The 24,873-nt window shown below is 41.1% G+C and carries 23 protein-coding genes; 13 read left to right on the top strand and 10 right to left on the bottom strand.

Translation table 11 applies throughout. The features are described from left to right. Positions 1-102: 102 nt before the first annotated feature. The gene (locus NU887_RS04285; RefSeq protein WP_241124873.1) at positions 103-1,674 is read left to right on the top strand and encodes an Rne/Rng family ribonuclease; all 1,572 of its coding nucleotides are present in this window, start codon (positions 103-105) and stop codon (positions 1,672-1,674) included. Between the two features lie 97 nt (positions 1,675-1,771). Here the strand turns inward: NU887_RS04285 and NU887_RS04280 are convergent, their stop codons facing one another. The 4 genes from NU887_RS04280 to NU887_RS04265 all read right to left on the bottom strand — a co-directional run bounded on the left by NU887_RS04280 (position 1,772) and on the right by NU887_RS04265 (position 4,948). Next, a complete protein-coding gene (locus tag NU887_RS04280) occupies positions 1,772-2,167 on the bottom strand; it encodes a hypothetical protein (RefSeq protein WP_258422126.1) in 396 nt (131 codons plus the stop codon). A 191-nt stretch (positions 2,168-2,358) separates the two neighbouring features. Continuing rightward, entirely contained in the window at positions 2,359-2,580 is a 222-nt protein-coding gene (locus NU887_RS04275; RefSeq protein WP_258422125.1) for a DUF433 domain-containing protein, read from the bottom strand. Positions 2,581-2,642: 62 nt separating this feature from the next. Then, entirely contained in the window at positions 2,643-3,374 is a 732-nt protein-coding gene (locus tag NU887_RS04270; RefSeq protein WP_258422124.1) for an SIMPL domain-containing protein, read from the bottom strand. 86 nt (positions 3,375-3,460) lie between these two features. Further along, positions 3,461-4,948: a M14 family zinc carboxypeptidase gene (locus tag NU887_RS04265; RefSeq protein ID WP_258422123.1), complete on the bottom strand. Its 1,488-nt coding sequence runs from the start codon at positions 4,946-4,948 to the stop codon at positions 3,461-3,463. Between the two features lie 90 nt (positions 4,949-5,038). Here NU887_RS04265 and NU887_RS04260 point away from each other — a divergent pair, with 90 nt between their 5' ends. Both NU887_RS04260 and NU887_RS04255 read left to right on the top strand, forming a co-directional pair. After that, positions 5,039-6,049 carry a dipeptide epimerase gene (locus NU887_RS04260; RefSeq protein ID WP_258422122.1) on the top strand — a complete coding sequence of 337 codons (1,011 nt, stop codon included), beginning with the start codon at positions 5,039-5,041 and terminating at the stop codon, positions 6,047-6,049. Beyond that, entirely contained in the window at positions 6,050-7,246 is a 1,197-nt protein-coding gene (locus NU887_RS04255; protein ID WP_338080965.1) for a 6-bladed beta-propeller, read from the top strand. Between the two features lie 270 nt (positions 7,247-7,516). Here the strand turns inward: NU887_RS04255 and NU887_RS04250 are convergent, their stop codons facing one another. Both NU887_RS04250 and NU887_RS04245 read right to left on the bottom strand, forming a co-directional pair. Next, entirely contained in the window at positions 7,517-8,692 is a 1,176-nt protein-coding gene (locus tag NU887_RS04250) for a leucine-rich repeat domain-containing protein (protein ID WP_258422120.1), read from the bottom strand. A 335-nt stretch (positions 8,693-9,027) separates the two neighbouring features. Then, a complete protein-coding gene (locus tag NU887_RS04245; RefSeq protein ID WP_258422119.1) occupies positions 9,028-10,014 on the bottom strand; it encodes a dipeptidase in 987 nt (328 codons plus the stop codon). A gap of 235 nt (positions 10,015-10,249) precedes the next feature. Between NU887_RS04245 and NU887_RS04240 the strand changes: the two genes are divergently transcribed. Next, positions 10,250-10,762 carry a 3-hydroxyanthranilate 3,4-dioxygenase gene (locus NU887_RS04240; RefSeq protein WP_258422118.1) on the top strand — a complete coding sequence of 171 codons (513 nt, stop codon included), beginning with the start codon at positions 10,250-10,252 and terminating at the stop codon, positions 10,760-10,762. A gap of 37 nt (positions 10,763-10,799) precedes the next feature. On the opposite strand, the gene NU887_RS04235 is transcribed toward NU887_RS04240, so the two are convergent. After that, on the bottom strand, positions 10,800-11,288 hold the full coding sequence (locus tag NU887_RS04235; RefSeq protein ID WP_258422117.1) for a DUF6702 family protein: 489 nt from the start codon (positions 11,286-11,288) through the stop codon (positions 10,800-10,802). A gap of 89 nt (positions 11,289-11,377) precedes the next feature. On the opposite strand from NU887_RS04235, the gene NU887_RS04230 reads away from it, so the two are divergent. Together NU887_RS04230 and NU887_RS04225 are read left to right on the top strand one after the other, a co-directional pair. Next, on the top strand, positions 11,378-11,959 hold the full coding sequence (locus NU887_RS04230; protein WP_258422116.1) for a HupE/UreJ family protein: 582 nt from the start codon (positions 11,378-11,380) through the stop codon (positions 11,957-11,959). A gap of 219 nt (positions 11,960-12,178) precedes the next feature. Continuing rightward, complete coding sequence (locus NU887_RS04225; RefSeq protein ID WP_258422115.1) at positions 12,179-14,515, top strand: M1 family metallopeptidase; 2,337 nt, start codon at positions 12,179-12,181, stop codon at positions 14,513-14,515. Between the two features lie 147 nt (positions 14,516-14,662). On the opposite strand, the gene NU887_RS04220 is transcribed toward NU887_RS04225, so the two are convergent. Both NU887_RS04220 and NU887_RS04215 read right to left on the bottom strand, forming a co-directional pair. Continuing rightward, positions 14,663-15,022, bottom strand: coding sequence for a helix-turn-helix domain-containing protein (locus NU887_RS04220; protein WP_241124887.1), 360 nt, complete (start codon positions 15,020-15,022; stop codon positions 14,663-14,665). 3 nt (positions 15,023-15,025) lie between these two features. Next, positions 15,026-15,322 (bottom strand): type II toxin-antitoxin system HigB family toxin, encoded by a 297-nt coding sequence (locus NU887_RS04215; protein ID WP_241124888.1) that lies wholly within the window; start codon positions 15,320-15,322, stop codon positions 15,026-15,028. Between the two features lie 390 nt (positions 15,323-15,712). On the opposite strand from NU887_RS04215, the gene NU887_RS04210 reads away from it, so the two are divergent. The 4 genes from NU887_RS04210 to NU887_RS04195 all read left to right on the top strand — a co-directional run bounded on the left by NU887_RS04210 (position 15,713) and on the right by NU887_RS04195 (position 19,895). Then, the gene (locus NU887_RS04210; protein ID WP_258422114.1) at positions 15,713-16,510 is read left to right on the top strand and encodes a hypothetical protein; all 798 of its coding nucleotides are present in this window, start codon (positions 15,713-15,715) and stop codon (positions 16,508-16,510) included. 287 nt (positions 16,511-16,797) lie between these two features. Beyond that, positions 16,798-17,832, top strand: a complete 1,035-nt coding sequence (hemH, locus tag NU887_RS04205; protein ID WP_258422113.1) for a ferrochelatase — start codon at positions 16,798-16,800, stop codon at positions 17,830-17,832. A gap of 105 nt (positions 17,833-17,937) precedes the next feature. Next, a complete protein-coding gene (locus NU887_RS04200; RefSeq protein ID WP_258422112.1) occupies positions 17,938-19,119 on the top strand; it encodes a CynX/NimT family MFS transporter in 1,182 nt (393 codons plus the stop codon). 173 nt (positions 19,120-19,292) lie between these two features. Continuing rightward, complete coding sequence (locus tag NU887_RS04195; RefSeq protein WP_258422111.1) at positions 19,293-19,895, top strand: DUF2179 domain-containing protein; 603 nt, start codon at positions 19,293-19,295, stop codon at positions 19,893-19,895. Between the two features lie 182 nt (positions 19,896-20,077). Here the strand turns inward: NU887_RS04195 and NU887_RS04190 are convergent, their stop codons facing one another. Further along, positions 20,078-20,506, bottom strand: coding sequence for an META domain-containing protein (locus NU887_RS04190; RefSeq protein WP_258422110.1), 429 nt, complete (start codon positions 20,504-20,506; stop codon positions 20,078-20,080). Between the two features lie 79 nt (positions 20,507-20,585). Here NU887_RS04190 and NU887_RS04185 point away from each other — a divergent pair, with 79 nt between their 5' ends. The 3 genes from NU887_RS04185 (at position 20,586) to NU887_RS04175 (ending at position 24,722) form a co-directional block, all read left to right on the top strand. After that, positions 20,586-20,927 carry a cupin domain-containing protein gene (locus tag NU887_RS04185; RefSeq protein WP_258422109.1) on the top strand — a complete coding sequence of 114 codons (342 nt, stop codon included), beginning with the start codon at positions 20,586-20,588 and terminating at the stop codon, positions 20,925-20,927. 406 nt (positions 20,928-21,333) lie between these two features. Beyond that, complete coding sequence (gene thrA, locus NU887_RS04180) at positions 21,334-23,787, top strand: bifunctional aspartate kinase/homoserine dehydrogenase I (RefSeq protein ID WP_258422108.1); 2,454 nt, start codon at positions 21,334-21,336, stop codon at positions 23,785-23,787. Continuing rightward, on the top strand, positions 23,787-24,722 hold the full coding sequence (locus NU887_RS04175; protein ID WP_258422107.1) for a homoserine kinase: 936 nt from the start codon (positions 23,787-23,789) through the stop codon (positions 24,720-24,722). The genes thrA and NU887_RS04175 overlap by 1 nt, the downstream gene beginning before the upstream one ends. The last annotated feature ends 151 nt before the right edge of the window (positions 24,723-24,873 follow it).

Genomic DNA, 24,873 nt, shown 5'->3' with positions numbered 1-24,873 from the left:
AGAAAAGACTTAGAAAAAACAGACATAAGAAGAAGTAATACACTTCTTCTTTTTGAGTTTTTACACTAAACGTTCATTTACATCATATAAAAACAGACACGATTGAGCACAGAATTATTAATCGATTCTGCTCAGAACGGTAGTCGCATTGCCCTTCTCAAAGACAAAAACCTGGTCGAAATCCACTCAGAAGGTGGAGAAAACCAGTTTAAAGTCGGGGATATTTATTTGGGTACAGTCCGTAAAATTGTCAATGGTCTCAACGCCGCCTTCATTGATGTCGGTTATGAAAAGGATGCTTTCCTGCATTATCAGGATTTGGGTCCCCAAATCACAAGCCTTAACAAATTTACAAAACTCGTTCGCAACAATAATTATCCCAACTTGAATCTTAAAGGATTTGAGAAAGAACCTGATATAGAAAAGCTTGGAAAAATCTCCAATGTATTGACTAAAGGAAATCAGGTGCTGGTGCAGGTGGTCAAAGAACCCATCTCCACCAAAGGCCCAAGACTATCGTGCGAGCTCTCCATCGCAGGTCGCTACCTGGTATTAGTCCCGTTTTCTGACACAGTCAACGTATCCAAAAAGATACGCAGTGCCGAAGAAAGAAAAAGGCTGGTACGCTTAATTACCTCTATCAAGCCGGCCAATTTTGGTGTCATCATCAGAACTGTAGCAGAAGGTCAGTCAGTATTAGAACTTGACAAAGACCTCAGAAATCTGCTGACGACCTGGGAAGAAGGCATGAAAAAACTGGCTAAAGCCAAAGGACGCGACAAAGTAATTGGAGAAATGAGCATGGCTTCCTCTATCATCAGAGACCTGCTCAACGAATCATTCGATGCAATCACCGTAGAGGATGAATTGACCTATGATCAAATCAGGTCTTACATCAGATCCATTGCCCCTGAAAAGGAAAAAATTGTGAAGCTTTACAACGGTAAAGCGAAGCTCTTTGAAAGTTTTGGAATAGAAAAGCAAATCAAAAGCTTGTTTGGTCAGACGATAAGTCTTCCACAGGGCGGTTATGTCATTATCGAGCATACCGAAGCCCTTCACGTCATAGACGTCAACAGTGGAAACAAGTCAAACCAAGAAAGTGATCAGGAAACAACAGCATTAAAAACCAACCTGGTCGCAGCAAAAGAAATTGCACGACAGCTTCGCCTCCGAGATATGGGAGGTATCATTGTCATTGACTTCATCGACATGAAAAAGGCCGATAACAAAAAGGCCATTTATGATGCCATGAGGGAGGAAATGAAAGATGACAGGTCTAAAAATACCGTATTGCCATTGACCAAGTTTGGTCTGATGCAGATTACAAGGCAGCGTGTGAGACCCGAAGTCAACATTGTCACCAAAGAAACCTGTCCGGCATGTAACGGAACAGGTAAGATCCAGGCCTCCATTTTGGTGGCAGATCAATTGGAAAAAGACCTCGAGCATATTGCCACTATCCAGAATGTTTCCAATATCCAGATCGGATTACACCCTTACCTGTATGCGTACTTCACGCATGGAGTCATCTCTCAGAGAGTAAGGTGGTTTTTCAAATACTTTAAGTGGGTAAAGCTGACAAAAGACTCTTCACTCCCGGTGACGGAGTACAAATTCCTGGACGACTCAGGAGAAGAAATAGAACTAACCGTAAAAAGCGAGACCGAATAGGTCCCGCTTTTTTTTATCAACTTTTATTAAGTGGAAATCAACTTTTAATAGTAGTCGAAAAATTAAAAAATGGATTGCCGATCCATTAATGGTCTTTTTATAAATTTTTCTCTTCTTTTTTTTGACTAAGCTGAAAATTTATTTTCTCAGGAGAAATCGAATAGAATTTTTGAGTCAAATGATAGATGATGCCTTCCGGATCAACCAAAAATAGGGTGTATTGCCACTTTTTAACCTCGATATTATTTTGCGTAACACTTCCCATTTGACCACCTGATGTAGATCCCACATTTGCGGAAGAGTGCCGGAAATTTACCTCTTGTGCAAATACCAAAATTTCTCCGCCCGGTTCAACTTCTACAGTTTTTGATGGCATTCCCCATTCCGAAATCAGATTTTCTTTGGATGAACCTACCCACTTGTTCATTAATTTTTTTTGGCCTGTACAAGAAGCAAGTAAGATGAAAACAAAAATTACGATTAGTCTTTTCATATTTAGATGCTTTTGCAACCTTAAAAATATATCAATTTTCACGGAATATTAAAAATAAAGTTTGACAGAAAGAAGTCTAAACTTACTTCGCCTTTGTTCTGCCCGCCTTTTGCAGTGTCTGCACTGACATACCAGTATTTCAAATTGTGACTTGCCTAAATATTTTCAGAGACATAATTAAATCAAAAAGTTCAAGATGCAATCCGGATTTTATTTTCCTTATCCGCCGCAAATGCCAAGCAGGCATTGATCATCTGTTCGTTAAGCTCCTCGAAATCATTCATAATTTCTTCTTTGCTCATGCCATTTGACATCCAATTCAAAACATCATAAACAGTAATCCTAGTCCCTTTGATACAAGGTTTGCCAAATCTTTTTTCTGCCCGAATTTCAATATATTCTTGATAGTTCATATTCTACGATTTTTCCAAACATTAAACCATTTGTTAATTTATGATTCTTAATTCAAAACATTTCACCTCACCCCATAACTCAATCGCATCGTAATCGAAGCGGTTTTTTCTTTGGAAGAGGTATTGAAAGTACCGCCCCAAGAATAGTCCTCGGCAGAATTTTGACCGGTAATCTGGAAGATTCCCATGTTGGCTGAAAGCAGGTTTCCGAGTTTGGAACCTGAGTTTTCGGCTATTTTTTCAGCCCTGACACGTGCATCTTCCGTGGCTTTGGATATCATTTCGATCTTGAGGCTTTCCAATTGGGTATAGTAATAGCGGGGAGGTTGGGAATAGAATTTCACTCCCTGAAGCAAGAGTTCAGTAATTTCCCTACTGATTTTTTCTACTTTATCCACTTCAGTCGATTCTATCGAGAGGGTTTGGTTGAGTTGGTATCCCAAGAAAGTCTGTCCTGTGAAGTTTCCGCTGCTGCTGTAGTTTTGTTGGTAAAGTGGGTTGGTGTTCACTGCTTGAAAAATGATTTTTTCCTTGGGAATGCCTTTGGAAACCAAATAATCTGTGACAGCCTTTCTGTCTTTCTCTAGATCAGAATAAGCTGTTTTGATATCAAAATTGTCCCTGCTGAAATTTCCCTCCCAAACTACCAAGTCAGAGGTAAAATTCTTTTCACCCAAACCGGTGACATCGACAGTTCCTGATTTCTTGTTTCTGTTTACGATCGAATTACCAAGAATTGCAGCGGAAACAATGATGGCAGTAGCAAAGATGATTGCGGTCAGGTGTTTTCTCATGGTTTGCATAGTTTGGAAATAATAAGAAAGTGATTCTTAAATTTAGAATAAAACAGGATGATTAACTTCAATTAAGTCAAATGATTTCAATTGACACTCATTCTATAATTTTTCTCAATTGGCTTTTCAAGATCCACTAGGTATCCGTTCACCACAGCGTATTTCAATACGCCGTCTTTTGAAAGGAAGAAGTTGGGACTTCCTCCTGTACGGATCCCAAAAGGTATTGAAGTGGCGTTTTTAAATACCAAAATCGGCAAGCCATGTAATTCTCTGGCTTCCGATTCCTTTACTTTGACGGCTAGATAACCGGATTTCAACAATTCCAAGGCTTTTTCTGCACTGATATCGGAGACTTTCGCAAAAGCAGTTTCATAAATTTTACCTTCTGTGATTTCCATTCCGCTTGCATCCAATTCTTCATAGCCATAGAAAATCGACAAATCACCCAAGTCGTCAATTCCTCCACTCACATAGAAAGCGCCATTGGCGTCTATTTCCCTTCTGCGAATACCCAAGTCAATTGGGTAGGACAATGAATCTTTTTCCATCGGAAGGTTTCTGATTACGACATCCATCAGCCTTGTCGCATTTTCGGGAATGGAGTCATATTCGTCCAAAGAATAATTCTCATAGGACTGATCGGCGATTTCTTCCATGGCATGCAGCATGATCATAAAATTCAGCTTGCGGATATATTGCTTTTCAGGATCGTTGGGATAGCCACCTGATTCTATCAAGATGGTACTTGTTCCCCATTTCTGGAAATTGTCCCCAAAAGCCCTTGGTTCAAAAGCATCGTCATATTTGCCCACATGACCGGGAGCGACAGCTTCCATCATCCTGTTCAACCCGACGATCACCTGCATGGCTTTTTTGCGGACATCATTGATCTCTGTTTCGAAATTGTAGGCAGGGGCCAAAACCGATATTGTCGCAGGTGTGGCTACTTCACCTGCCGTGTAGTAAGTCTGTTGGTCATGAAGGTTAAAACCAAATGCCGGGGAAAATGTGTCTCTGGCGTTTTTCAGGATTACTGCCTCAGGCGAAGCAAGTTTTACAGCATCTCTGTTGAGGTCAATGTCCAACGCATTTCTCCTCATCCAATTATCCATACCGTCGGGATTGACGATGGGAATAAAGCGGATGGTCAGCTTTTCCAACAGTTTATTTCTCAACTCATCCAAGCCATCATTTTCCCCTTCAAAAAAGTTGAAGAGGTCAAACAAGGCCATCGTCGCCGTGCTTTCATTGCCGTGCATCTGGGACCAAAGCATGACTTTGGTTTCGCCTGTGCCAATGGTCATCTGAAAGATTTCCTTTCCTTCTACGGACTTGCCGATTTCTTCCACAGCGAATTTACCTTTTCTGTCTTTGACCAAATGGATCACATCCGCATGCTTAAACCTGCGTTCTGTGATGCTTTTTTCCTGGTATTTCTCATAGGCAAGATCCAATTCGGTCACGTCAACAGGCGTCGATGCTGTTTCCGATTCTTTTGGCTGACAAGAAATGCTGAAGTATAAAATTGAGAAAAAGGCAATCAGGGAAATGGATTTCTGGTGTATTTGCATGGTATCTTAGTGATTGAAATTAATTGTCTAAGTTATAAACTTAGCCAAAAAAATAAATTTACTTTTGCCCATATTCCAAAATAAACCGAAATGAAGCTTTCTTTCTTTGTCCGCGATTTAGTTCTCAAACATACTTTTACCATCGCCCACCAAAGCCGTGATGTGCAGGATACCATCATCGTCAAGCTGGAAGATGGGGATTTTTATGGTTTGGGAGAGACGACGACCAACCCTTTTTATGGGATGACGGCGGAGAATATCTGCAGCAAACTCGAAGAAAGCAGAAGCATGGTAGAAAATGGCAATTGGTCTTCACCTGAAAAACTTTGGGAGATGGGCAAAGTTGTTTTCAAAGACAATCCTTTCGCCCAATGTGCTTTAGACTTGGCCGCTTGGGATATTTTTACCAAGAAAAAAGGAAAGAAATTGTACGAGTATTTGGGTTTGGACCCTCATGATATTCCTTTGACCAATTTTACCATCGGGATTGATTCCCTAGAAAAAATGGTAGCTAAGATGAAAGAAGTCGATTGGCCGCTGTATAAGATCAAACTTGGAACAGGCAATGACCTTGAAATCATCCGTGAACTGAGGAAGCATACCACTTCAAAATTCAGGATTGATGCCAACTGTGCTTGGACTGCGCAACAGGCGATTGCTTATTCGGAGGAACTCGCCCGACTCGGTGTCGAATTTATGGAGCAGCCTTTGGCAAAAGATGACCTCGAAGGAATGAAGGAAGTTTTTAAATATTCCAAACTGCCTGTGATGGCGGATGAAAGCTGCATCGTCGAATCAGACGTCAAAAAATGTTACGGACTTTTTCACGGAATCAATGTGAAGTTGGTAAAAGCTGGAGGAATCACGCCGGCCTTGAGGATGATCAAGGAGGCCAAGTCATTGGGCATGAAAACAATGGTCGGCTGTATGACCGAATCATCGATTGGCATCACGGCTATTGCCCATATTGCACCGCTGTTGGATTATGTGGACATGGATGGGGCGATGTTGCTCGCAGAGGACATTGCCAAAGGCGTGGCCATTACTCCCGATAGCGTGACTTTTCCTACGGGAAATGGTATCGGAGCGGAGTTGGTTTGAATGATTTGCGATTTTGTTTCCAATAGAAAAGTTATAAATTTCGAAATGAAGAAAATAGTTTTGTTTCCTGTATTTATTTTTATCTTGTTTGGATGTAAGTCTTCAAGTAATGAGTCCACAACTTCCAATTTAAAAACAATTACTCAAAATTTACCCAGTAGCACTTCGTCAGTTGACCTTACGAATTTTTTGGAAATTACCGAGGTAATAAAACTCAATACGACTGATTCGTCAATAATTGATTTTGTAAATAAGGTTCTTATCGATGAGGATTTGGTTTTTATTAAGGGAGGAAGTTCCGTCTTCAAGTTTGACAAGCAGGGGAACTTTCTGGGTAAACTTTCAAAAAAGGGAGGTGGGCCAGATGAATATACTAACCTAACAGATTTAATCATTTTGCCGGATCAAAAAAAAATTTGGGTATATGATTCCAATCAGCGGGCTATCTTTCAATATACCTATGACTTTGAATACGAGTTTGATTATGCCTTATCTTATCCACTTTTGGGATTGGAGCTACTTGAGAGTGGATTAGTTGGGACAGGTGGGTATTTGAATGTTTTGGATAAATTTTCTGGTCTGCACTTTTTTGCAGGAAGTAACTTGTCAACAGGTTACGAATTTTCCAAAAGTGAATTGAACTTTAATCCGGAAAAAGCCAAATACCTGCATATCAACAGACATGATTTTTTTTCAAAAACCATTGGCGGAGTTAATTTTGTGAATTCTTTTAACGATACTATTTATAAAATCAGTCCAGACTTTAGTGTTGCACCGGAATTTTATATTGATTTTGGGAATAAGAAAGTTACAGAGGAGGAATTGGTAGGAAAGGATTATACTTCAATCGTCGATGTATTTCAATATATCAACTCGTCAGAGAAATCATTCAATGTGGGTAATATTGTTAATCTGGAGAAAATACTCCTATACAATTTTTTCAATCAGGGACGTTCTTTTTTATCTCTCTTTGATAAAGGCTCGGATCAACTAAGTTCAGGCCAAAAAATCTTGTTTAGTTACCAAGATACAACTGTATTGGTTGATTTTTCAGAAGAGGTTTCATTTGGCAGTATCGGGAATAATCAAGGATATATGGTATTGCCTTCTGAATCAAGTGTTTTGGGGGATTCCCAATCTATTTTTAATGTCAAAGATGGCGATAACCCTATAATTCTGATTTTTAAAGAAAAATAAACTCATTTTTTCAATCAGAACTTTCTTACTCTGTCGCTTTCGTCAGTGTCTTCACTGACGTCTTCATTTAACCGAAAATTGAAGTGAGTGAAGACACTCACTTTGGCCAAAATTATTGGCTTGAATTTTAAAGAATCGCAATTTTTTCATCAATCAATCCAAAAGTGGAACTAGATAAGGACACTCAATTGGCATGGAGAATTGGTTTGAACATTTAAAAAATTGATGACAGATTTTATAACCCATTTTTTTAGATTAAAAATTTACTAATTAATTACAAGATTCATATCTGAAGGGAACATTAACTAGCGACCTGATACGTTTTATTTCTTCACAATCAAAGTTATTGTTCTCAAGAACCAATGTTCCTAATTTTTGAAGATTTTTGATGGATTCAGGTAAGGTGGTCAATTTGTTATTTGAAACATAAAGTGTACTAAGATTTGAAAGATCACCGATTTTTGGACTGAGTTCTTTTAGACCAATATTATTCATCGAAAGGATTTGCAAATTCTTATTTTCAAAGATATGGTCTTCCAATTGGAGTCCCTGGATATCATTTAGCCATAGCTGCCACAAACGGGGTATTGAACTCAGATCGGGTAATTTTTTTAATCTACTTCCCGAAAGGTTAATAATTATTAATTCTTTATTTGTCGAGAATGTTTGAGGAATTTCTGCGATTGGATTGTATGCCAATTCAATTATGTTTAGGGATCTGGAATCCTTGATGCCAACGGGAAATAGTGAGAGGTTATTATAATTTAAAGAGATAATAAACAATTTGGGGAGCTGGCTTAGGTCTGCTCCAAATTCAGTCAGGTTATTCGTTGATAAATCCAAGCGCTCTAGTGATTCCATTCCTGATAAATCAATGGGAAATGACGTGATTGAATTTCCCCTAAAACTGACATCTTTCAGATTCTTTAACAATCCAAAATCTTTTGGTATAGATTCCAATTTACATTCGTTAATTGTTAGCAGTTCAAGGTTTACCAGCCCACCAATTTGGGAAGGTAAACTTTCCAAATTTGACCTATATATTCCCAATTCCCGAAGTGCCTTCAAATTTCCGATGCTCCCTGGTAATCCAACCAGATTTGATTCCCAGATTTGAAGTAAAGAGAGGCTTGAAAGGTTTCCCAAACTTTCCGGGAAATCCCTAAAATTTCCACCCCAAATTATCAGCGAATGCAGTTTGGAAAGGTTTCCAATACTTTCAGGAATTTCTATTAAAGAATTTTCGGTTGTTATTGCAAGTGTTTGAAGGTTTCGCAATTCACCAATCGACTCCGGCAACTTTGTCAAATTCGGCAGTACGATCCATAAACCCTCCAGATTTTCCATTTTCCCGATCTCCTCTGGTAAAGTAGTGAGGTCACCCTCATTTTCTACATAGATTGCTAATTGTCTTGCGGACTTAGGATTTTTCAATGCTTCTTCCAAAGAATGGAAAACTTTAAGCTCCAAGGGGGATTCAATCGGGTCTTCTATTTGATTACAAGCGAGGAGAAAAATGACTGGAATAATTCTAAAGAATTTCTTCATAGTAAAAATATTAAGGATTCCTCTTTATAGTAAAAATACTTTTTAAGTTGATAAAACCAAAACTTCAACAACCCAAAGGATAAAATTTTATAAATGTCAATCTGTCAATAACATCTGTTGCCGTCGTCAGTGTCTTCACTGACGGCCTCCACAATTCAACCTCAACCTTTATCCAACCGAAAAAGGAAGTGAGTGAGGACACTCACTTTTGCCCGAAGAATTCGCTTGGGTCTTTAAACAATGGTTTTAAAAAACCGCTGACAGTTTTTGTAAGCTAATTTTTCCAATTGCCCTTTAGGAAGAAGATCTGAAAGTTCATCCAAAAAGGAGGGATATTTGGAGGCGTCCTCTACCAATGGAAAATAAAACGGATGGCGCTTTTTGTCAGGGAAATCCTTGGTATAAAAGAAATCTGCACCGAAACAGAGACAATCTTCCCCGCCGATTTCGATTCCGTGTAGGATATGGTCGATGATTGTTTCGGGATTTTGATCATCCAAAAATGACCTCAGAAAGTTGATGCCGATAATTCCTTTCCTCCTGATTACCTCTTGGGCAAATTCATCCGTAAGGTTTCTCTTGTGGTTCCAGATACTCCTCATATTGGAATGACTCGCAATGACCGGAATTTGAAGCTTGTGGGTATCGATATGGTTTAGAATTCCTTCCGCCAAAAGATCAGAAGTATGCGACAGGTCGATGGCGATTTTCCTGTCTGAGATATAATCCAAGATTTTCTTTCCGTCATCTTTTAAGCCGATGCCTTCGGTGTAATTGCCGCCTCCAAACCTGTTTTCGGTATGGTGAGTCAGGCTGATGTAAACAATTTTAGAAGTCAGCTTGATCAGGTTTTCCAATTGCTCAAAAGCTGCCGCAATCGGTGCTTTTTCGTCAGCCAATCCTGCAGCATTTTCCACCGCTGCGATCAGACCGATCTTACTGTCCAAATCCATGCTTTCCAAAAAAACTTTGTCAACCTGAGAAACGTCCTTTGCGAAATCTTTGAGCATCATCCTGTACTTTTCTGCTTGGCGGGTTGCGGATTCCATGCTACCTGCAGCTACATCGGTGTAGATGGCACAGACCTGCATTTTGACATTTCCTTTTTTCAACAAAGGCAGCGCACAGGCAATGTCGCTGGATTTGTCAGGAGCTGCATTTGGGATTTTGGCCAGGTAGGATAGGATGTCGCAATGGGTATCGATGATGGGAAGATTCATAAATCAGAAGGATTGAACCTCAAAGTAAGGCATAAAATGAGAGTTTTTTTATACTTTTAAAATTCATTCAAATTGAAAAACTATACTGATCGATCGGAGTTCTTTCCATTTTAGAGTCGACTTCCAGCTTAGTATCAACCAATATCCAATATCAATGAGTATCTGGTTGAAAAAGATTCAAGTTCAAAACTAATTTGCAGCCAAATCGAATCCATATTTAAAAACCAATATAAAAATGCCAATTTCCAAACCTATCAATTTTAAAAAGTGGATCGAAGAAAACCGTCACCTGCTCAAGCCACCTATCGGAAATCAGGTAATCTATCAGGGCAATGACGATTTTATAGTCATGGTAGTCGGCGGACCAAATTCGAGAAAAGATTTCCACTATGATGCTGGCGAGGAATTTTTTTACCAGATCGAAGGTGACATTACACTCAAAGTCGTCGATGAAGGCGAAGTAAAAGATGTGCTTATTAAAGAAGGTGAAATGTTCCTCCTTCCGGCTAGAATGCCCCATTCTCCGAGAAGACCTGCGAATACGATCGGGTTGGTTTTTGAGCGGTACCGAAGAGCGGGCGAAAAAGATGGTTTTATCTGGCATTGTGAAAACTGCGGAAATAAGCTCTATGAGGAGTATGCCGAGATCACCGATATCGTCAGCCAACTTCCACCAATCATGGAGCGGTTTTGGAGCAACCCCGAGAATACCACCTGCAAGAAATGTGGGACGGTGATGCAAAAATAATTGACCCAATTTCTAAATTCATGGTGAAAGGTACATCCTAAAAATTCAATTCTCCCCTTTCATTGTCCTTATATAAAATCAAACTTTTGGGACTTTTTTCTACATAAAAGTTTATGATATTTTGTTGGCTTTCAAAATTTGAAATCAGGACATCATTTTTGATTTCCACTTTTTTGGGAACAGGTACACCTGTTGCTTCCAAATAGAACCAAGCCGCTTCCTCCTCTATTTCATAACCCAAATAAGTGAGGCTGGCTTTTTGGCCATTGACCTTGATTTCGTTTTTCTCCAAAAGATAAACTTGTACCATTTTCTCCAGGTCAGCTTTATTCTTTGGATTTAGGAAATCCACTTTGGTATTGAATTTTTCTCCCAAAGCAGTTTCCAAATCATCCCAAAAAATCTTTTGGGCAATTTCAAGACTTTGGTCAGTAGGATTATAGCGGATCTCGGTCAGACTGATATAGAAAGGATGAAATAAAGCCTTCAAGCCTAAAATGATTATGAAAATGTAATTGAATTGCATTTGGGTCACCATATTTTATTTTCTTTGCAAATTAGACAGAAATCAAATAGTCTTGTGCGCCTTTTGGGCACAATAATCAAAAAACGCAAATGGGACAGTTTCAGCTGTATTTTCAATTAGGAATTCAACATATATTAGACATAAAAGGATTTGACCATATCCTCTTCGTGGTGGCGCTTTGCGCGATCTACGTGACGAGGGATTGGAAAAAAATCTTGATTTTGGTTACCGCATTCACCATTGGTCACTCGATTACCTTGGCTTTGGCAACGCTGAAGTTGGTAAAAGTCAATTCTGATTGGATCGAATTTCTGATTCCGGTTACCATTGCAGTGACTGCAGTGAGCAATATTTTCAGCCCAAAACCAAGTTCGGGCAGAGGCATTCAGATCAATTATGTCTTCGCGCTTTTCTTCGGACTGATTCACGGACTTGGTTTTTCCAATTACCTCAGGTCACTGTTGGGGAAAGAAGCATCGATTTTCCAACCGCTGTTAGCGTTTAACCTAGGTCTAGAAGTCGGTCAATTGGTTATTGTGACCATTACAGTGGTAGTGGCAGGATTGCTTGTTGGTATTGTCGGCGTAAACAGAAAAGATTGGGCATTGGTTATCTCTTCCATAGTTTTGGGGATGGCGATCATGATGATGATTGACACCAAGTTTTGGTAAGAAACTAATTATCACCTTTTGTAAAAAATTGAACACATCATTTATAAAAAAAGTATTAATTGGAGTTTGGATTACCAAATGGTGTTACGTCTTTCTGAACCGTAGCTTGCGAAGGTGAAGAATCTCTAAAAGAGAGACTCTTCGTTTCACTCAGAGTGACGGCTCCGATTATGGCCTCATTGGTATCTAGGTTTCGCCCATTTCAGTACAAAAATCAATATGAAAAGAATCTTATCAGCAGCAATTATTGCTTTTAGCTTAATGCTCTCCCTGCCTGTTTTGGCACAATGGTCAGAGCAAAACCATGCAGAGCGTTTTGAGCAACTCGGTCCCATGCTTCGCAGCCCAAATGTGTACCGCACTGCATCCGGTGCTCCGGGACATCAGTATTGGCAGCAAAAAGCCGATCACGAAATCCAAGTGGAACTGAATGACGAAAACCAATCCATCAAAGGTTGGCAGAAAGTAACGTACTACAACAATTCCCCTGACCCGCTCAAATACCTTTGGATCCAACTCGACCAAAACGAAAGAGCCAAAGATTCCAATACTCCAAAAATTGCACAAAGCAATATCAATAACAGGATGAATCTCCGTCAATTGGAAGGAATTCTTTGGCATGACCTGGATTTGGGTTACAAAATCCTTTCTGTGAAAGACCTTTCCGGAAAAGACATTCCGATCACCATTGTCAAAACCATGATGCGTGTTGATTTGCCGCAGCCGCTGATGCCCGGTCAGAAGACAGAATTTACCATGGACTGGACTTTCAATATCCATGACAGGATGAGCTTCATCGGCGGACGTCCCGGATATGAATATTTTGAAAAAGACGGAAACTACCTCTACACCATGGCGGAATGGTTTCCAAGAATGGCTGTTTATTCAGATTTCCAGGGATGGCAACACAAGCAATTCGTCGGAAGAGGGGAATTTGCTTTGACATTTGGAGATTACAAAGTGAAGATCACCGTTCCTGCTGACCACATGGTGGGTTCTACCGGGGTTTTGCAAAATGCAGACAAAGTGCTTAGCGCAACAGAACTCGACCGTTGGAAGGCTGCACAGAAGACTTTTGACACGCCTGTTGTCATCCGTACCCAAGCTGAAGCAGAGAAATTAGAAAAGACCAAAGCCAAAGACAAAAAAACCTGGGAATTCCATGCTGAAAATGTGAGGGATTTTGCCTGGACTTCTTCCCGAAAATTCATTTGGGATGCCATGGCTGTGAAGCAAGGTGGTAACGAAGTAATGGCTATGTCTTACTATGCAAAAGAAGCCAATCCGCTCTGGGGACAATATTCTACCAAAGTGGTTGCCCATACTTTGAAGTCTTATTCTTCAAGAACTTTCGATTACCCTTATCCAGTGGCAATCTCCGTGGAGGCGACCAACGGTATGGAATACCCGATGATCTGCTTCAACTATGGACGTCCCGATGCGGATGGCACTTATTCTGATGCAGTCAAATACGGCATGATTTCGGTGATCATTCACGAAGTGGGACACAATTACTTCCCGATGATCGTCAACTCAGACGAAAGACAATGGTCTTGGATGGATGAGGGTTTGAACACATTTATGCAGTTCCTAGCCGAGCAGGAGTGGGACAGAGACTATCCATCAAGAAGAGGTCCTGCCCACAAAATTGCTCCTTATATGGCGAGTGAAAAAAGCACCCTCGAGCCGATCATGACCAACTCAGAAAATATCATCCAATTCGGACCAAATGCGTACGCAAAACCTGCAACGGCATTGAACATCCTGAGAGAAACCATCATGGGCAGAGAGCTTTTTGACTTTGCTTATCAGGAATATGCGACTCGTTGGATGTTCAAGCACCCGACTCCGGATGATTTCTTCAGGACAATGGAAGATGCCTCAGGAATAGATTTGGACTGGTTTTGGAGAGGTTGGTTCTATGGTACCGAGCCGGTTGACATTTCTTTGGAAACAGTAAACTGGTACAAACTCGATAACAGAACTCCTGCAGAGAAAAAGGCAGACCAAAAGAAAGCCTTTGACAAAGAGGAAACTTACATCAGCAAAGAGTACAACCAAAAAGACATTCCGCAAACTGTGGTGGAAGCGGATCCAAGTACCAAAGACTTTTACAATTCATACAATCCCTTTTCTGTAACGCCGGAGGATGAAAAAGCCTATAAGGATTTCATGGCAAGCCTCAATCCAAAGGAAAAAGAGTTGGTCAACTCAGGCATGAATTTCTACGAAATGAAATTCAAGAATGTAGGTGGATTGGTGATGCCATTGATCATCCAATTCAATTATGCAGACGGAACTTCTGAAGTGGAAAGAATCCCTGCCGAAATCTGGAGATTGAATGAATCAGGGGTCAGCAAGGTATTTGCCAAGAAAAAAGAGGTGAAAAGCATCGTCCTCGATCCATACCGTGAGACCGCTGACATCGACGAATCCAACAATACCTGGCCAAGACAGTATGCGCCAAGCAGGTTTGAGATGTTCAAAGGAGGAGGAAGAGTGAGAGGCGCTTCTGCTGGAGACAATCCAATGAAGAAAGCGGCTTCTAAGAAGTAAGCAGTCTCAGTTTGCAGTAATCAGTTTTTGATAGCGTCATCCTGAATGAGGCACGACTGAAGGATCTCATTAGGAAATGTTCAGTTGACCAAAAAGAAAAATGAAAGGGAAGCAGGTATTCAATCTGCTTCCCTTTTTTTTTATTTGTCAAACCCCCAATACAATAGAAGCATCGATATCCAATTTCCGACTTATTTCCCTCGCTATTTTTAAAGTGGGTTCACTCTTCCCATTGAGATATTCGCTGATTCTTGAGGTACTGACACCGAGTAATTCTGAAAGATTTTTTTGATTTAAGCCCCTCTCATTCATTCGAAGCTTTATAATTTCAGAAAGTGGCGGGGCTTCAATAGCATAGTTTCTTTCTTCGTAATCCGCCACCAAATCCGAAAGTAGGTTTAATTCCAAGTATCCTTTAGCATCCTGATTTTCTATATTTTCGGGAACGGAAAGAAGCTCCTCAATTCTTTCAATAATGGCATTATATTCTTTTTCTGTCTTGATCATGATTCAGATATTTTGAATGTCCTTTATTTTGTCGTATTGCGCATGGGTACCAATAAATCTGATGTAAATCTTCTGTGCATTAAATGAAATGATCGCAATTAAACGATAGGTGTTGCCTTTGATATTGAATACAAATCTTTGATTGCCAACATAGTCTACAGAATTGAAGTCTTTCTTTATATCCAACAGTGATTTCCATTCTCTTTTACTGCTCACTGAATACCAAAGGCGTAAGGGAATATCAGCGTCTGCATGTGTCTCAGAAAATTCTTTGATCCTTTTAAAAGTTATTATACGCATGTATAAAAGTAAAACAAAATGTTCTAAATTTCAAAATAAAATTACAAAAAATAAAATTTATATCCTTTTTTTCAGGTGGAAAAAATACTGACTTTCCTCCCTTTGCGGAGAATGGCGATGGCACCAAGCGTAATTACATGCACCTTTTTATTTTTTTGAATTTGTAATTCAAATGACCTGGAACTATCTTTCGTTTGAACGTATGGTTGAATAGTCCAATTGCATCCCGAGAATTTTCTTGGATGGATGGATAAAGGATAATAATTTCATCCGTGATGGCCCGCTGGATACACCCAGTCCTAGCATCAGACGTTTGACTACGACCAAAGAAGGATTGATTGACCTTGAAATTTGCGTTTGAATATTCGACCTCAGTAAACCTAATTCTTTATGCACATAGTTCTTGCAATCACCTTACAGTCTGAAAACTCACATTTTTATGCAACTCTAAAAAACGAGGGTCTCCTTATTTCCAGGTTATATACCATGTTGATGAGAAATGCCGGTATCAAGGGTGTCAATAGGATAAATATTGAATTCTCACCTAAATTCGAAAAAACGCGTATTGACCCATTAATGTACTCGGTTTTATCAGTTTATTGGCCTTTCCATCCAGAAGAGGATTTGGATGAAACCAACGAATTAAAAAGGTGGCATTCAATAACAAGGGAATTGTCGAAAGTCTTGAAGGAGATATTTCAAAAAAACGATTGGGAAACCAAGGTGATCAGAGACGCTGAAAAGGCTTTGTTATCTTCTGGGTTCGAGCATCGTTTCGAACTGATAAAAGAAAAAAGTTCTCCAAACCGAAAGCTAAGAGCGCGAGTAACCTTAAATCCAGGACTGAATTCAAATGATATTTTTGCCGAAATATTTAAGGGAAAGGAATCGATTAAGGAAGTTTTGCTTTTTAAGCTTGATACAACTGAATTTGATTACTCAATATTGTCAAAAAAAATCGAATGGATAAATGACACATTGGTATCTATCATCGGATTAAACGGGGAGGTAGTTTTCAAAATCAATGTTGAGGATTTTAGTGTTGAAAGAGATATTAGCCCGAAAGGGAATTCGGTAGAGTACATCAAGGAAGAGTTGTTGATTCTAGACTCAAATACACCGAAAACAATTGTGTTAAACATTCTAAAAAAGCGTCTTCCTGAGTCATTACATAAGTTTATTGCATAAGAATGGAGGTAGCCTAATTGGGCGAAGATTGGCATTGACTCTAGGCGTTTGTAATTAAGCCTTCATTTAAAATGAATTTTAATTCAATTTACCGAGAATTATCTTTCAAATGGGAGATTCTAATTTGAACCCAATTGCAAGTAGGTAAGGATAAAAGGGTGCAATTTCAAATTACACCCTGTACTAGTGCCATATCCCATCCACTCTTTATCCAAATCCATTGGCAAATTCCAACCAAAAGCCTGTAATTTGGTTCTCTTTAAAATTATAAAGAATTCAAAACAGAAATGAGTAAAAATAAAGCAAAAATCGGTGTGCTATTGGTCAACCTCGGGACTCCCGACAGTACAGCCACCGGCGATGTCAGAAAATATTTAAGGGAATTTTTGATGGATGGAAGGGTGATCGATTTTCCATTTATTCCAAGATGGGCATTGGTCAACCTCATCATCGCACCTTTCCGTGCCCCAAAATCCGCACATGAATACCGCAAACTTTTTACCGAAAGGGGTTCACCGCTGATGTACCATACAGTAGACCTGACCGAGAAACTCATCAAAGTCCTAGACCCTGAAAAATACCATGTGGAATTTGCCATGCGCTATCAGACGCCAAGTATCGAACAAGGCCTGGAAAAGCTGAACAAAGCCAATGTTAAAAAAATCATCGTACTGCCTCTTTTTCCGCAATACGCTTCCGCTACAAACGGTTCTGTCGTAGACAAGGTCATGGAAATCGCCCGTACCTGGCAGATCATCCCAAACATCACTTTTATCAACAACTTCGTCGATCACCCGCTTTTTGTGGAGGCTTGGGCCGAATTGGGAAAAGAAATGATGGAAAAGGAAGAATACGATACTTACCTTTTTTCTTACCATGGACTGCCCGAGCGACAGATCCGAAAAGGTTCTGTGGATGGATACTGCCAACTCAGTGACAAATGCTGTGGCAACTATACCAAGAAAAACCAGTTCTGCTACCGCGGTCAGTGCTTCCATACCACAAGATTGATCGCTGCCAAATTGGGTTTGCCGGAAGATAAAGTAGTCACCTGCTTCCAGTCCCGGCTCGGCAAAGACCCTTGGATCAAACCCTATACCGAAGACCTGATCAAGGAATTATCTTCAAAAGGAGTAAAAAAAGTACTCGTTTTCTCACCGGCTTTTGTGGCGGATTGTTTGGAAACTACCGTGGAAGTAGGAGAAGAATACAAGGAGCAATTTGAAGAGCTTGGCGGTGAAAAATGGGACCTAGTGCCCAGCTTAAACTCCCGGGACACTTGGGTAGCCTGTGTCAAGGATTTAGTGGAGGAAAATTCGTGAAAGATTGCAAAATTTTAAGATTCCTTCTATCACATTGTCTTGGCTCTCGGTTCTCGTATCTTGGCTTTATTGAAAAAAAGGAACCACCAATAATATCTGCCTTAGTTGACTCCCAAACCCCAACCCTTCTACAAAAAACCTTGGTTCCTGATCTTGGGGATTTTGTTGGTTTCCTTTAATCTGAGGCCTTCGATCACCGCCGTCGGACCATTGATTCCAATGATCCGGGAGGATTTGGGCCTTTCCAATGGTTGGGCAGGATTTCTCACCACCTTGCCGCTGCTTACTTTTGCGACTTTTTCTCTTTTTTCGGCAGCCATAGGAAAGCAACTCGGCAATTCAAAAGCCATCCTTTATGCCTTGGTCCTGATCCTTTTAGGAACAGTCATAAGGGTTCAGGGCGGACCGGAATTGCTTTTTATCGGAACAGGCCTGACCGGAATCGGGATTGTCATCTGCAATGTGTTGTTGATTCCCTTGATCAAGCACCTTTTGCCAACCCAGATCGGGCTGATTACTGCATCCTATACCACAGGTATGAGTTTATTTGCTGCCGTGGCATCCGGAATTTCTGCCCCGATGGCCATTGACTTGGGTTGGGGATGGAGAGGATCGCTGTTGACTTGGGCGGGATTATTGGTATTGGGGATTTTGATTTGGTGGCCTCAGGTCAAGCTTCATCCCAAAAACAAAAAGACTGCAGATACCCATGCAAAGGTAAATGTCTGGAAATCGAGCTTGGCATGGAACATCTGCCTATTTATGGGCGTGCAGTCTTTGCTGTATTTCACCATCATTGCCTGGCTTCCTGACATGCTGGTTTCGAGGGGGTTTTCAGCAGTTGAGGCTGGATTGATTCTTTCTATCATGCAGATGATCGGACTGATCGGATCATTTTTGGCTCCGATGATTGCGGTTCGGTTCAAGGACCAAGTCGGCATCGTCGTGGTGATAGGTTGCATGTATCTGATCGGTTTTTCCTCACTTTTCAGTCAAACACATTGGGTGAATTATGCCGGACTTGCCTTGGCGGGATTGGGATTGGGTTCAAGTGTCTCCCTTGCCTATACCCTGATCGGATTGCGAACCCACCATCAAAAAACCACCGCCTCACTTTCAGGAATGGTCCAATCCACCGGCTATTACCTTGCAGCTTTGGGGCCGCTAGTTTTTGGGATTACTTTCGATATTTTTCACGATTGGGATTTTTTGATTTACCTGATGCTTACCTGTTCGGTTCTGTTTATCTATTTTGGATCAAAATCTGGAGTTGCCAAAGTCATCTGATTTCGAAAAAGCGAATTGTCAAAATCTCCTTTAAAGTTTAATGGCTTGGTGTTCAGTTTAGCCTATTGTCGTCCGTGGTCTGTGGACAGTGGACAAAAATCAAAGAATATTCTTTGGTTTCCAACGTTTCCAACTTGTGAAGCTGTTACCTTTGTAAATAAAAATAAATTGCGATGCAAGAGTACTTTACTTCAATGGGAATTCCACCTGAAGTATTCAATTACCTGATTATGCCTTTCCTGATATTCTGCGCTAGGGTGATGGATGTGTCTATCAATACGCTCAGGATCATGTTTGTCATGAACGGCAAAAAGAAAATCGCGCCAATTTTGGGTTTTTTCGAGTCCTTGATCTGGCTTTTGGCTATTGGGCAGATTTTTCAGAATGTCAACAATCCCATGTCCTATGTGGCTTACGCAGGAGGCTTTGCGATGGGAACATTCGTTGGGATGACCATCGAAGAAAAACTCGCTTTGGGAAGAGTTTTGGTTCGTGTGATTACTCCTGAACCCATGCCGGCTTTGATTGAATACATGAAAGAAAAGAATTTCAGGTTTACCTCTGTGGGTGCTGAAGGACGTTATGGAAAAGTGAATTTACTCTTCACGGTCATGAAGCGGGATGACCTCACTGGCTTTATCGGAAAAGTAAAGTCGATCAACGACAAAGCATTCTACACCATCGAAAGCGTCAAAAGAATCAGTGAAGACGACCTCAATGTGATGGAAGACAGACCGAGATTTACCACGAAGGTGTGGAGTAGGGTGAGGAAGTAGAGGTTGAAAATGTTAGAAGGTTAAAAAGTTGGAAGGTTATAAGGTTATCGAAGACGAAATAAAATCCATCTCCGATTTTTTTGTTATTCCCTTTCTTGCTCGGAAAACATCAAATTCTACTTTAACTTCCACTTCGGTCCAATATCCACCAAAATATCAAATATCCATCAATATCTTTTTCTTTAGGGTTTCGCCTGCGGAATAAAACTCATCAGTTCTTTGGCGGCCCCGTCGAGTAAGGTTAGTTTGTTTTTGTTGACTTTGAAGTTGGCCACTTGGGACAGGGCGGAGGTGAAATCTTTTTCTCCATCTCCCGGACAGGCTTTTCTGGTCATGGCTCCTGGATCTAATTTGAGGGAAGTTCCCTCAAGGTTGAAGTTGCCGTTGAAATTATTGCATCCGGCAAACCCTGCCAATTTTCCACCTTCCTGAAAATTGAGAAAAGGTAAGCCTCCGGCAAACTTTGCAGGATCCAATGCTTTTCCCAACATGGAGTTCAGCACCCAATTGTTTCCGGTCAAAAGACTCAGCGGGTTCAAATTTCCAACCGAGCTACAGGAAGATAAACCCAATAAAATCGTCAAAATAAGGATACCTGATAATTTTTTCATAAGATTACATGTGAAGAGTTGACCTAATTTAGTGACGGAATTCCAAAAAAATCAAATTTCAATCCTTTATTTTAACCTGATGACAATTACGCCATTTCAAATTGAAAACGAATTACCTTGGGAGGAGGCCGATCAGGGAATCCAAAGGAAAATGTATGGTCATGATGAGCAGGTCATGATGGTCAAAGTCAAATTTGAGGCTGGCGCGGTCGGTAAGCTACACAGCCACCCTCATAGTCAGGTGACGTATGTGGAAAGCGGTGTTTTTGATATGACCATTGGTACGGAAACCAAAAGGATCAAAACCGGGGAAGGGTATTATGTCAAGCCACATGTGATGCATAGAGTGGTGTGCATCGAGCCGGGGGTGTTGATCGATGTGTTCAGTCCCTTTCGGGAAGATTTTTTTGGGACGAAATAAAAATAGCGCTTACCTGCAGACCTAGCTGTTTTCCTTTTCCAAATATTATTCTGGCTTTATGGTTAAATTTATATTAAGATTTTTTCATTTTGACTGATAAAATGGTAATAAAAGTCTCAATTCTTTAAAATAACAACAAAACATTTTTGCATTTCGGGAAATTGTCCTTAAGATTGCCGCATCAAAAAAAGCATTCTATGTTTTTCACAGCAAATGAACTCATCAATTTGAACCTCTCCCTTGCAGGAGACAGCTGTGTTTTGGGTGGATGTACCTCCATGTTTTTTACCACCACCACCATTACGGGTTAATTCCCGTTTTCAAATCCATATAGACCCCTTATCTTTAGGTCCATTTTGGACCTCAACAGCATATTATATACGCCAAAATCAAAAAATTCATTTTTATGAAAATCTTAAAATTCGGAGGATCGTCAGTAGCCAATCAGGAAAATATCCGGAAGGTGTTTCAGATCATTAAGAAACAGGCCAAAAAGGATGAAATTGCAGTTGTTTTTTCTGCATTGGGAGGCGTCACGGAAGTTTTGCTCCGCAGTGCGGTCAAGGCCCGCGAAGGTGACAAATCCTACACCGATGAGATCAAGGTTTTGGAAGACAGGCATTATGATTTGGTCAGGCAACTGATACCAATTCAGCAGCAATCCACAGTCCTGACTTACGTCAAAGTTCGCTTCAATGAATTGGAGGACCTTTTCCACGGTATTTACCTGATCAAAGAATGTTCTCCAAAGACTTTGGATTATGTGGGGAGTTTTGGCGAAAGGCTGTCGGCTTTTGTTTTGGCAGAAGCCTTGAAAGTCGAAGGTTTGAATACCCACTACCTTGATGCAAGAGAGGTCATCCGTACCAATAACCGCTTTGGGAATGCCAAGGTGGATTTTCCGGTCACCAATGACTTAATTCAGGATTACTTTCATTCCCATCCCGGGATGAAAATCATCACTGGCTTTGTGGCCTCAACCGAAAAAGGCGAAACCACCACGCTAGGCAGAAGTGGCTCGGACTATACTGCTGCGATTTTTGCCTCAGCGCTTACTGCAGATACATTGGAGATTTGGACAGATGTGTCCGGCGTGATGACTTCGGATCCAAGGCTCGTATATTCCGCTTTCACTATTCCACAGTTGACGTACAACGAGGCCATGGAGCTTTCCCACTTTGGGGCTAAAGTGATTTTTCCGGCTACCATGCAACCTGCGATGCGCAAGGGAATTCCGATTTATATCAAAAATACCTTTGAACCAGAGCATCCTGGAACCCTGATCAACAGTGACGCGCCAACCGGAAAACTGATCAAGGGGATTTCTTCTTTGGCAGGAATATCGCTTTTGAATATTCAGGGAGCGGGGTTGATGGAGGTGGTAGGCGTAAGCAGGAGGGTTTTTGGGGCTTTGGCAGACGCAGGAGTCAATATTATTTTGATCAGTCAGGCTTCTTCCGAACATAGCATTTGCGTAGCGATCAAAACCAATGAAGTGGCTTTGGCCAAAGAAGGAATAGAAAAGGAATTTATCAATGAAATCCGAAACGGGGAAATGGATCCTGTTGTGGTGGTTTCTGAGATGGCGGTAGTAGCGGCAGTGGGAGAAAACATGAAACACAATCCCGGTGCGAGTGGCAGGATGTTTATGGCTTTGGGCAGAAACAATGTCAACGTATACGCCATTGCTCAGGGAAGCTCAGAATTGAATATCTCTGCGGTAGTCTCCCAAGCTGACCTTCAAAAAGCCCTTAACGCGCTCCATGAGGCATTTTTCCTTTCAGAAAACAAAGTGTTGCACGTCTTTTTGGTGGGAGTTGGATTGATAGGAAAGGCTTTGATCAAGATGATTTCCCTGCAAAGAAAGAAACTTCAAAAAGAAAACGATTTGGATGTGCAGATCCACGGCATTGCCAATTCAAGATTCATGGCTTTCCATGAAGATGGTTTTGACCTGGCTAATTGCCCTGCACCTGAAGACGCCAAAGGTGCACAGCCAATGGATTTGCAGAAGTTCATCAAACAGATGGAGGACATGAACTTCTCCAACACGGTTTTTGTGGATTGTACTGCAAGTCAGGAAGTGGCAGATACTTACGAACAGGTTTTGGAAGCCAAAGTAGCCATTGTCACTCCAAACAAAAAAGCCAACTCAGGTTCATTGGAGAATTACAAATCCTTGAAAAAACTCGCTTACAAGCGGGGAGTGAAGTTTCTCTATGAAACCAACGTGGCTGCAGGCCTTCCGGTCATCAACACCCTTCAGGACCTCATGCTGAGCGGAGACAAGGTGTTGCGGATAGAAGCAGTGCTGAGCGGATCGATGAATTATATTTTCAGCGAATTGGAAAAAGGAGCGCCTTTTTCGGAAGTGGTCAAAGTTGCCAAGGAAAAAGGCTATACCGAACCGGATCCAAGGGATGATTTGAGTGGCATGGATGTGGGTAGAAAAATCCTGATTTTGGGAAGGGAAGCCGAGCAGGACTTACACTTTGAAGATATTACTATTCAAAGTATGGTACCGGAAGATTGCAGGGAAACAGCCTCAATAGACGAGTTTTTTGTCAAACTTCAAGCGCACGATGGTGAGTTTGCCCAAATGCTGGAAACCGCCAAATCCAAAGGTGAGAAGCTCAGGTTTATGGCAACTTTGGAAAACGGCAAAGCAAAAGTGGGTTTGAATTCTCTTGACAGCACGCATCCTTTTTATACTTTGAAAGGATCTGACAATATGATCTTGTTTACCACAGAGCGCTACCATGACTTCCCGATGATCATCAGAGGTCCGGGTGCAGGTGCAGATGTGACAGCCGCCGGTGTATTTGCAGATGTGATACGGTTGGGTAATTTCTCCAGATAATGGGACAATCCGTAACTGCTTTCGCCCCGGCAACTGTCGCCAATGTGTCCTGCGGATTTGATATCCTGGGATTTGCCATCGATAGATTGGGCGACAAGGTGTCGGTTTCATTCAATCAGGAGGGGATATTGAGAGTAACAGGAATCGAAGGGGATGAAGGAAAACTTCCTTTGGAACCGGAGAAGAATACCTGTTCTGTAGCCATTCAGGCCATGCTCAACAAATTGGGTTCGAAGCAAGGCATTGATATTTTCCTTGAAAAAGGATTGCCGCTTGGTTCAGGAATGGGTTCCTCGGCTGCAAGTGCTGCAGCGGCATTGGAAGCTGCGAATGTGCTTTTGGGCAATCCATTTACCAAAGAAGAGTTGGTTCCATTTGCAATGGAATCAGAGCGGATCGCTTGCGGTTCGGCCCATGCGGACAATGTTGCACCTTCTATTTTGGGAGGTTTTGTGTTGATCAGGGATTATGATCCATTGGATATGGTGAAGCTTCCGGTTCCCGAAGGCATTTTCTGTACCTTGGTACATCCCCATATTGAATTGAAAACATCCGATTCGAGAAGTGTACTGCGCAAACAGATTTCTTTAAAAGAGTCCGTGATGCAATCAGGAAATATTGCCGGGTTTATAGCGGCATTGTATAAGTCAGACTTGGCTTTGCTCAGCAGGTCATTGAAAGATGTCATCGCAGAGCCTTCCCGTGCATTGCTGATTCCGGGATTTTATGAATTGCGGGATGCAATCAAGTCCATCGGGTCTTTGGGCTCGGGAATATCAGGTTCAGGACCGACCATATTTGTCCTTTCTCCAAATGGTGACATCGCACATGAGGCAGGTGAAAAAGCCAAAGAAGTATTCCAAAAAATCGGCCTTGGTGTCGATGTGTATGTCTCGGAAGTGAATAAGCGGGGAGCATTCATAGTATCAAGATAAAAGTATCAAGTATCAAGAAGCGAGATGCGAGAAGCGAGAAACGAGAGCTGATAATTTCAGAATGGTGAATTCGTAATGAAGAATGACGGGACTAGATAACAATACAACCAACCTAACCCGATAACCCGACAACCTGACAACGCGCAGCAGA

The organism is Aquiflexum gelatinilyticum (genome assembly GCF_024741135.1).
GTDB classification, from domain to species: Bacteria; Bacteroidota; Bacteroidia; order Cytophagales; family Cyclobacteriaceae; genus Cognataquiflexum; species Cognataquiflexum gelatinilyticum.
Note: the sequence above shows the minus strand (reverse complement) of the source record. Positions and strands in the feature narration are given on the sequence as shown.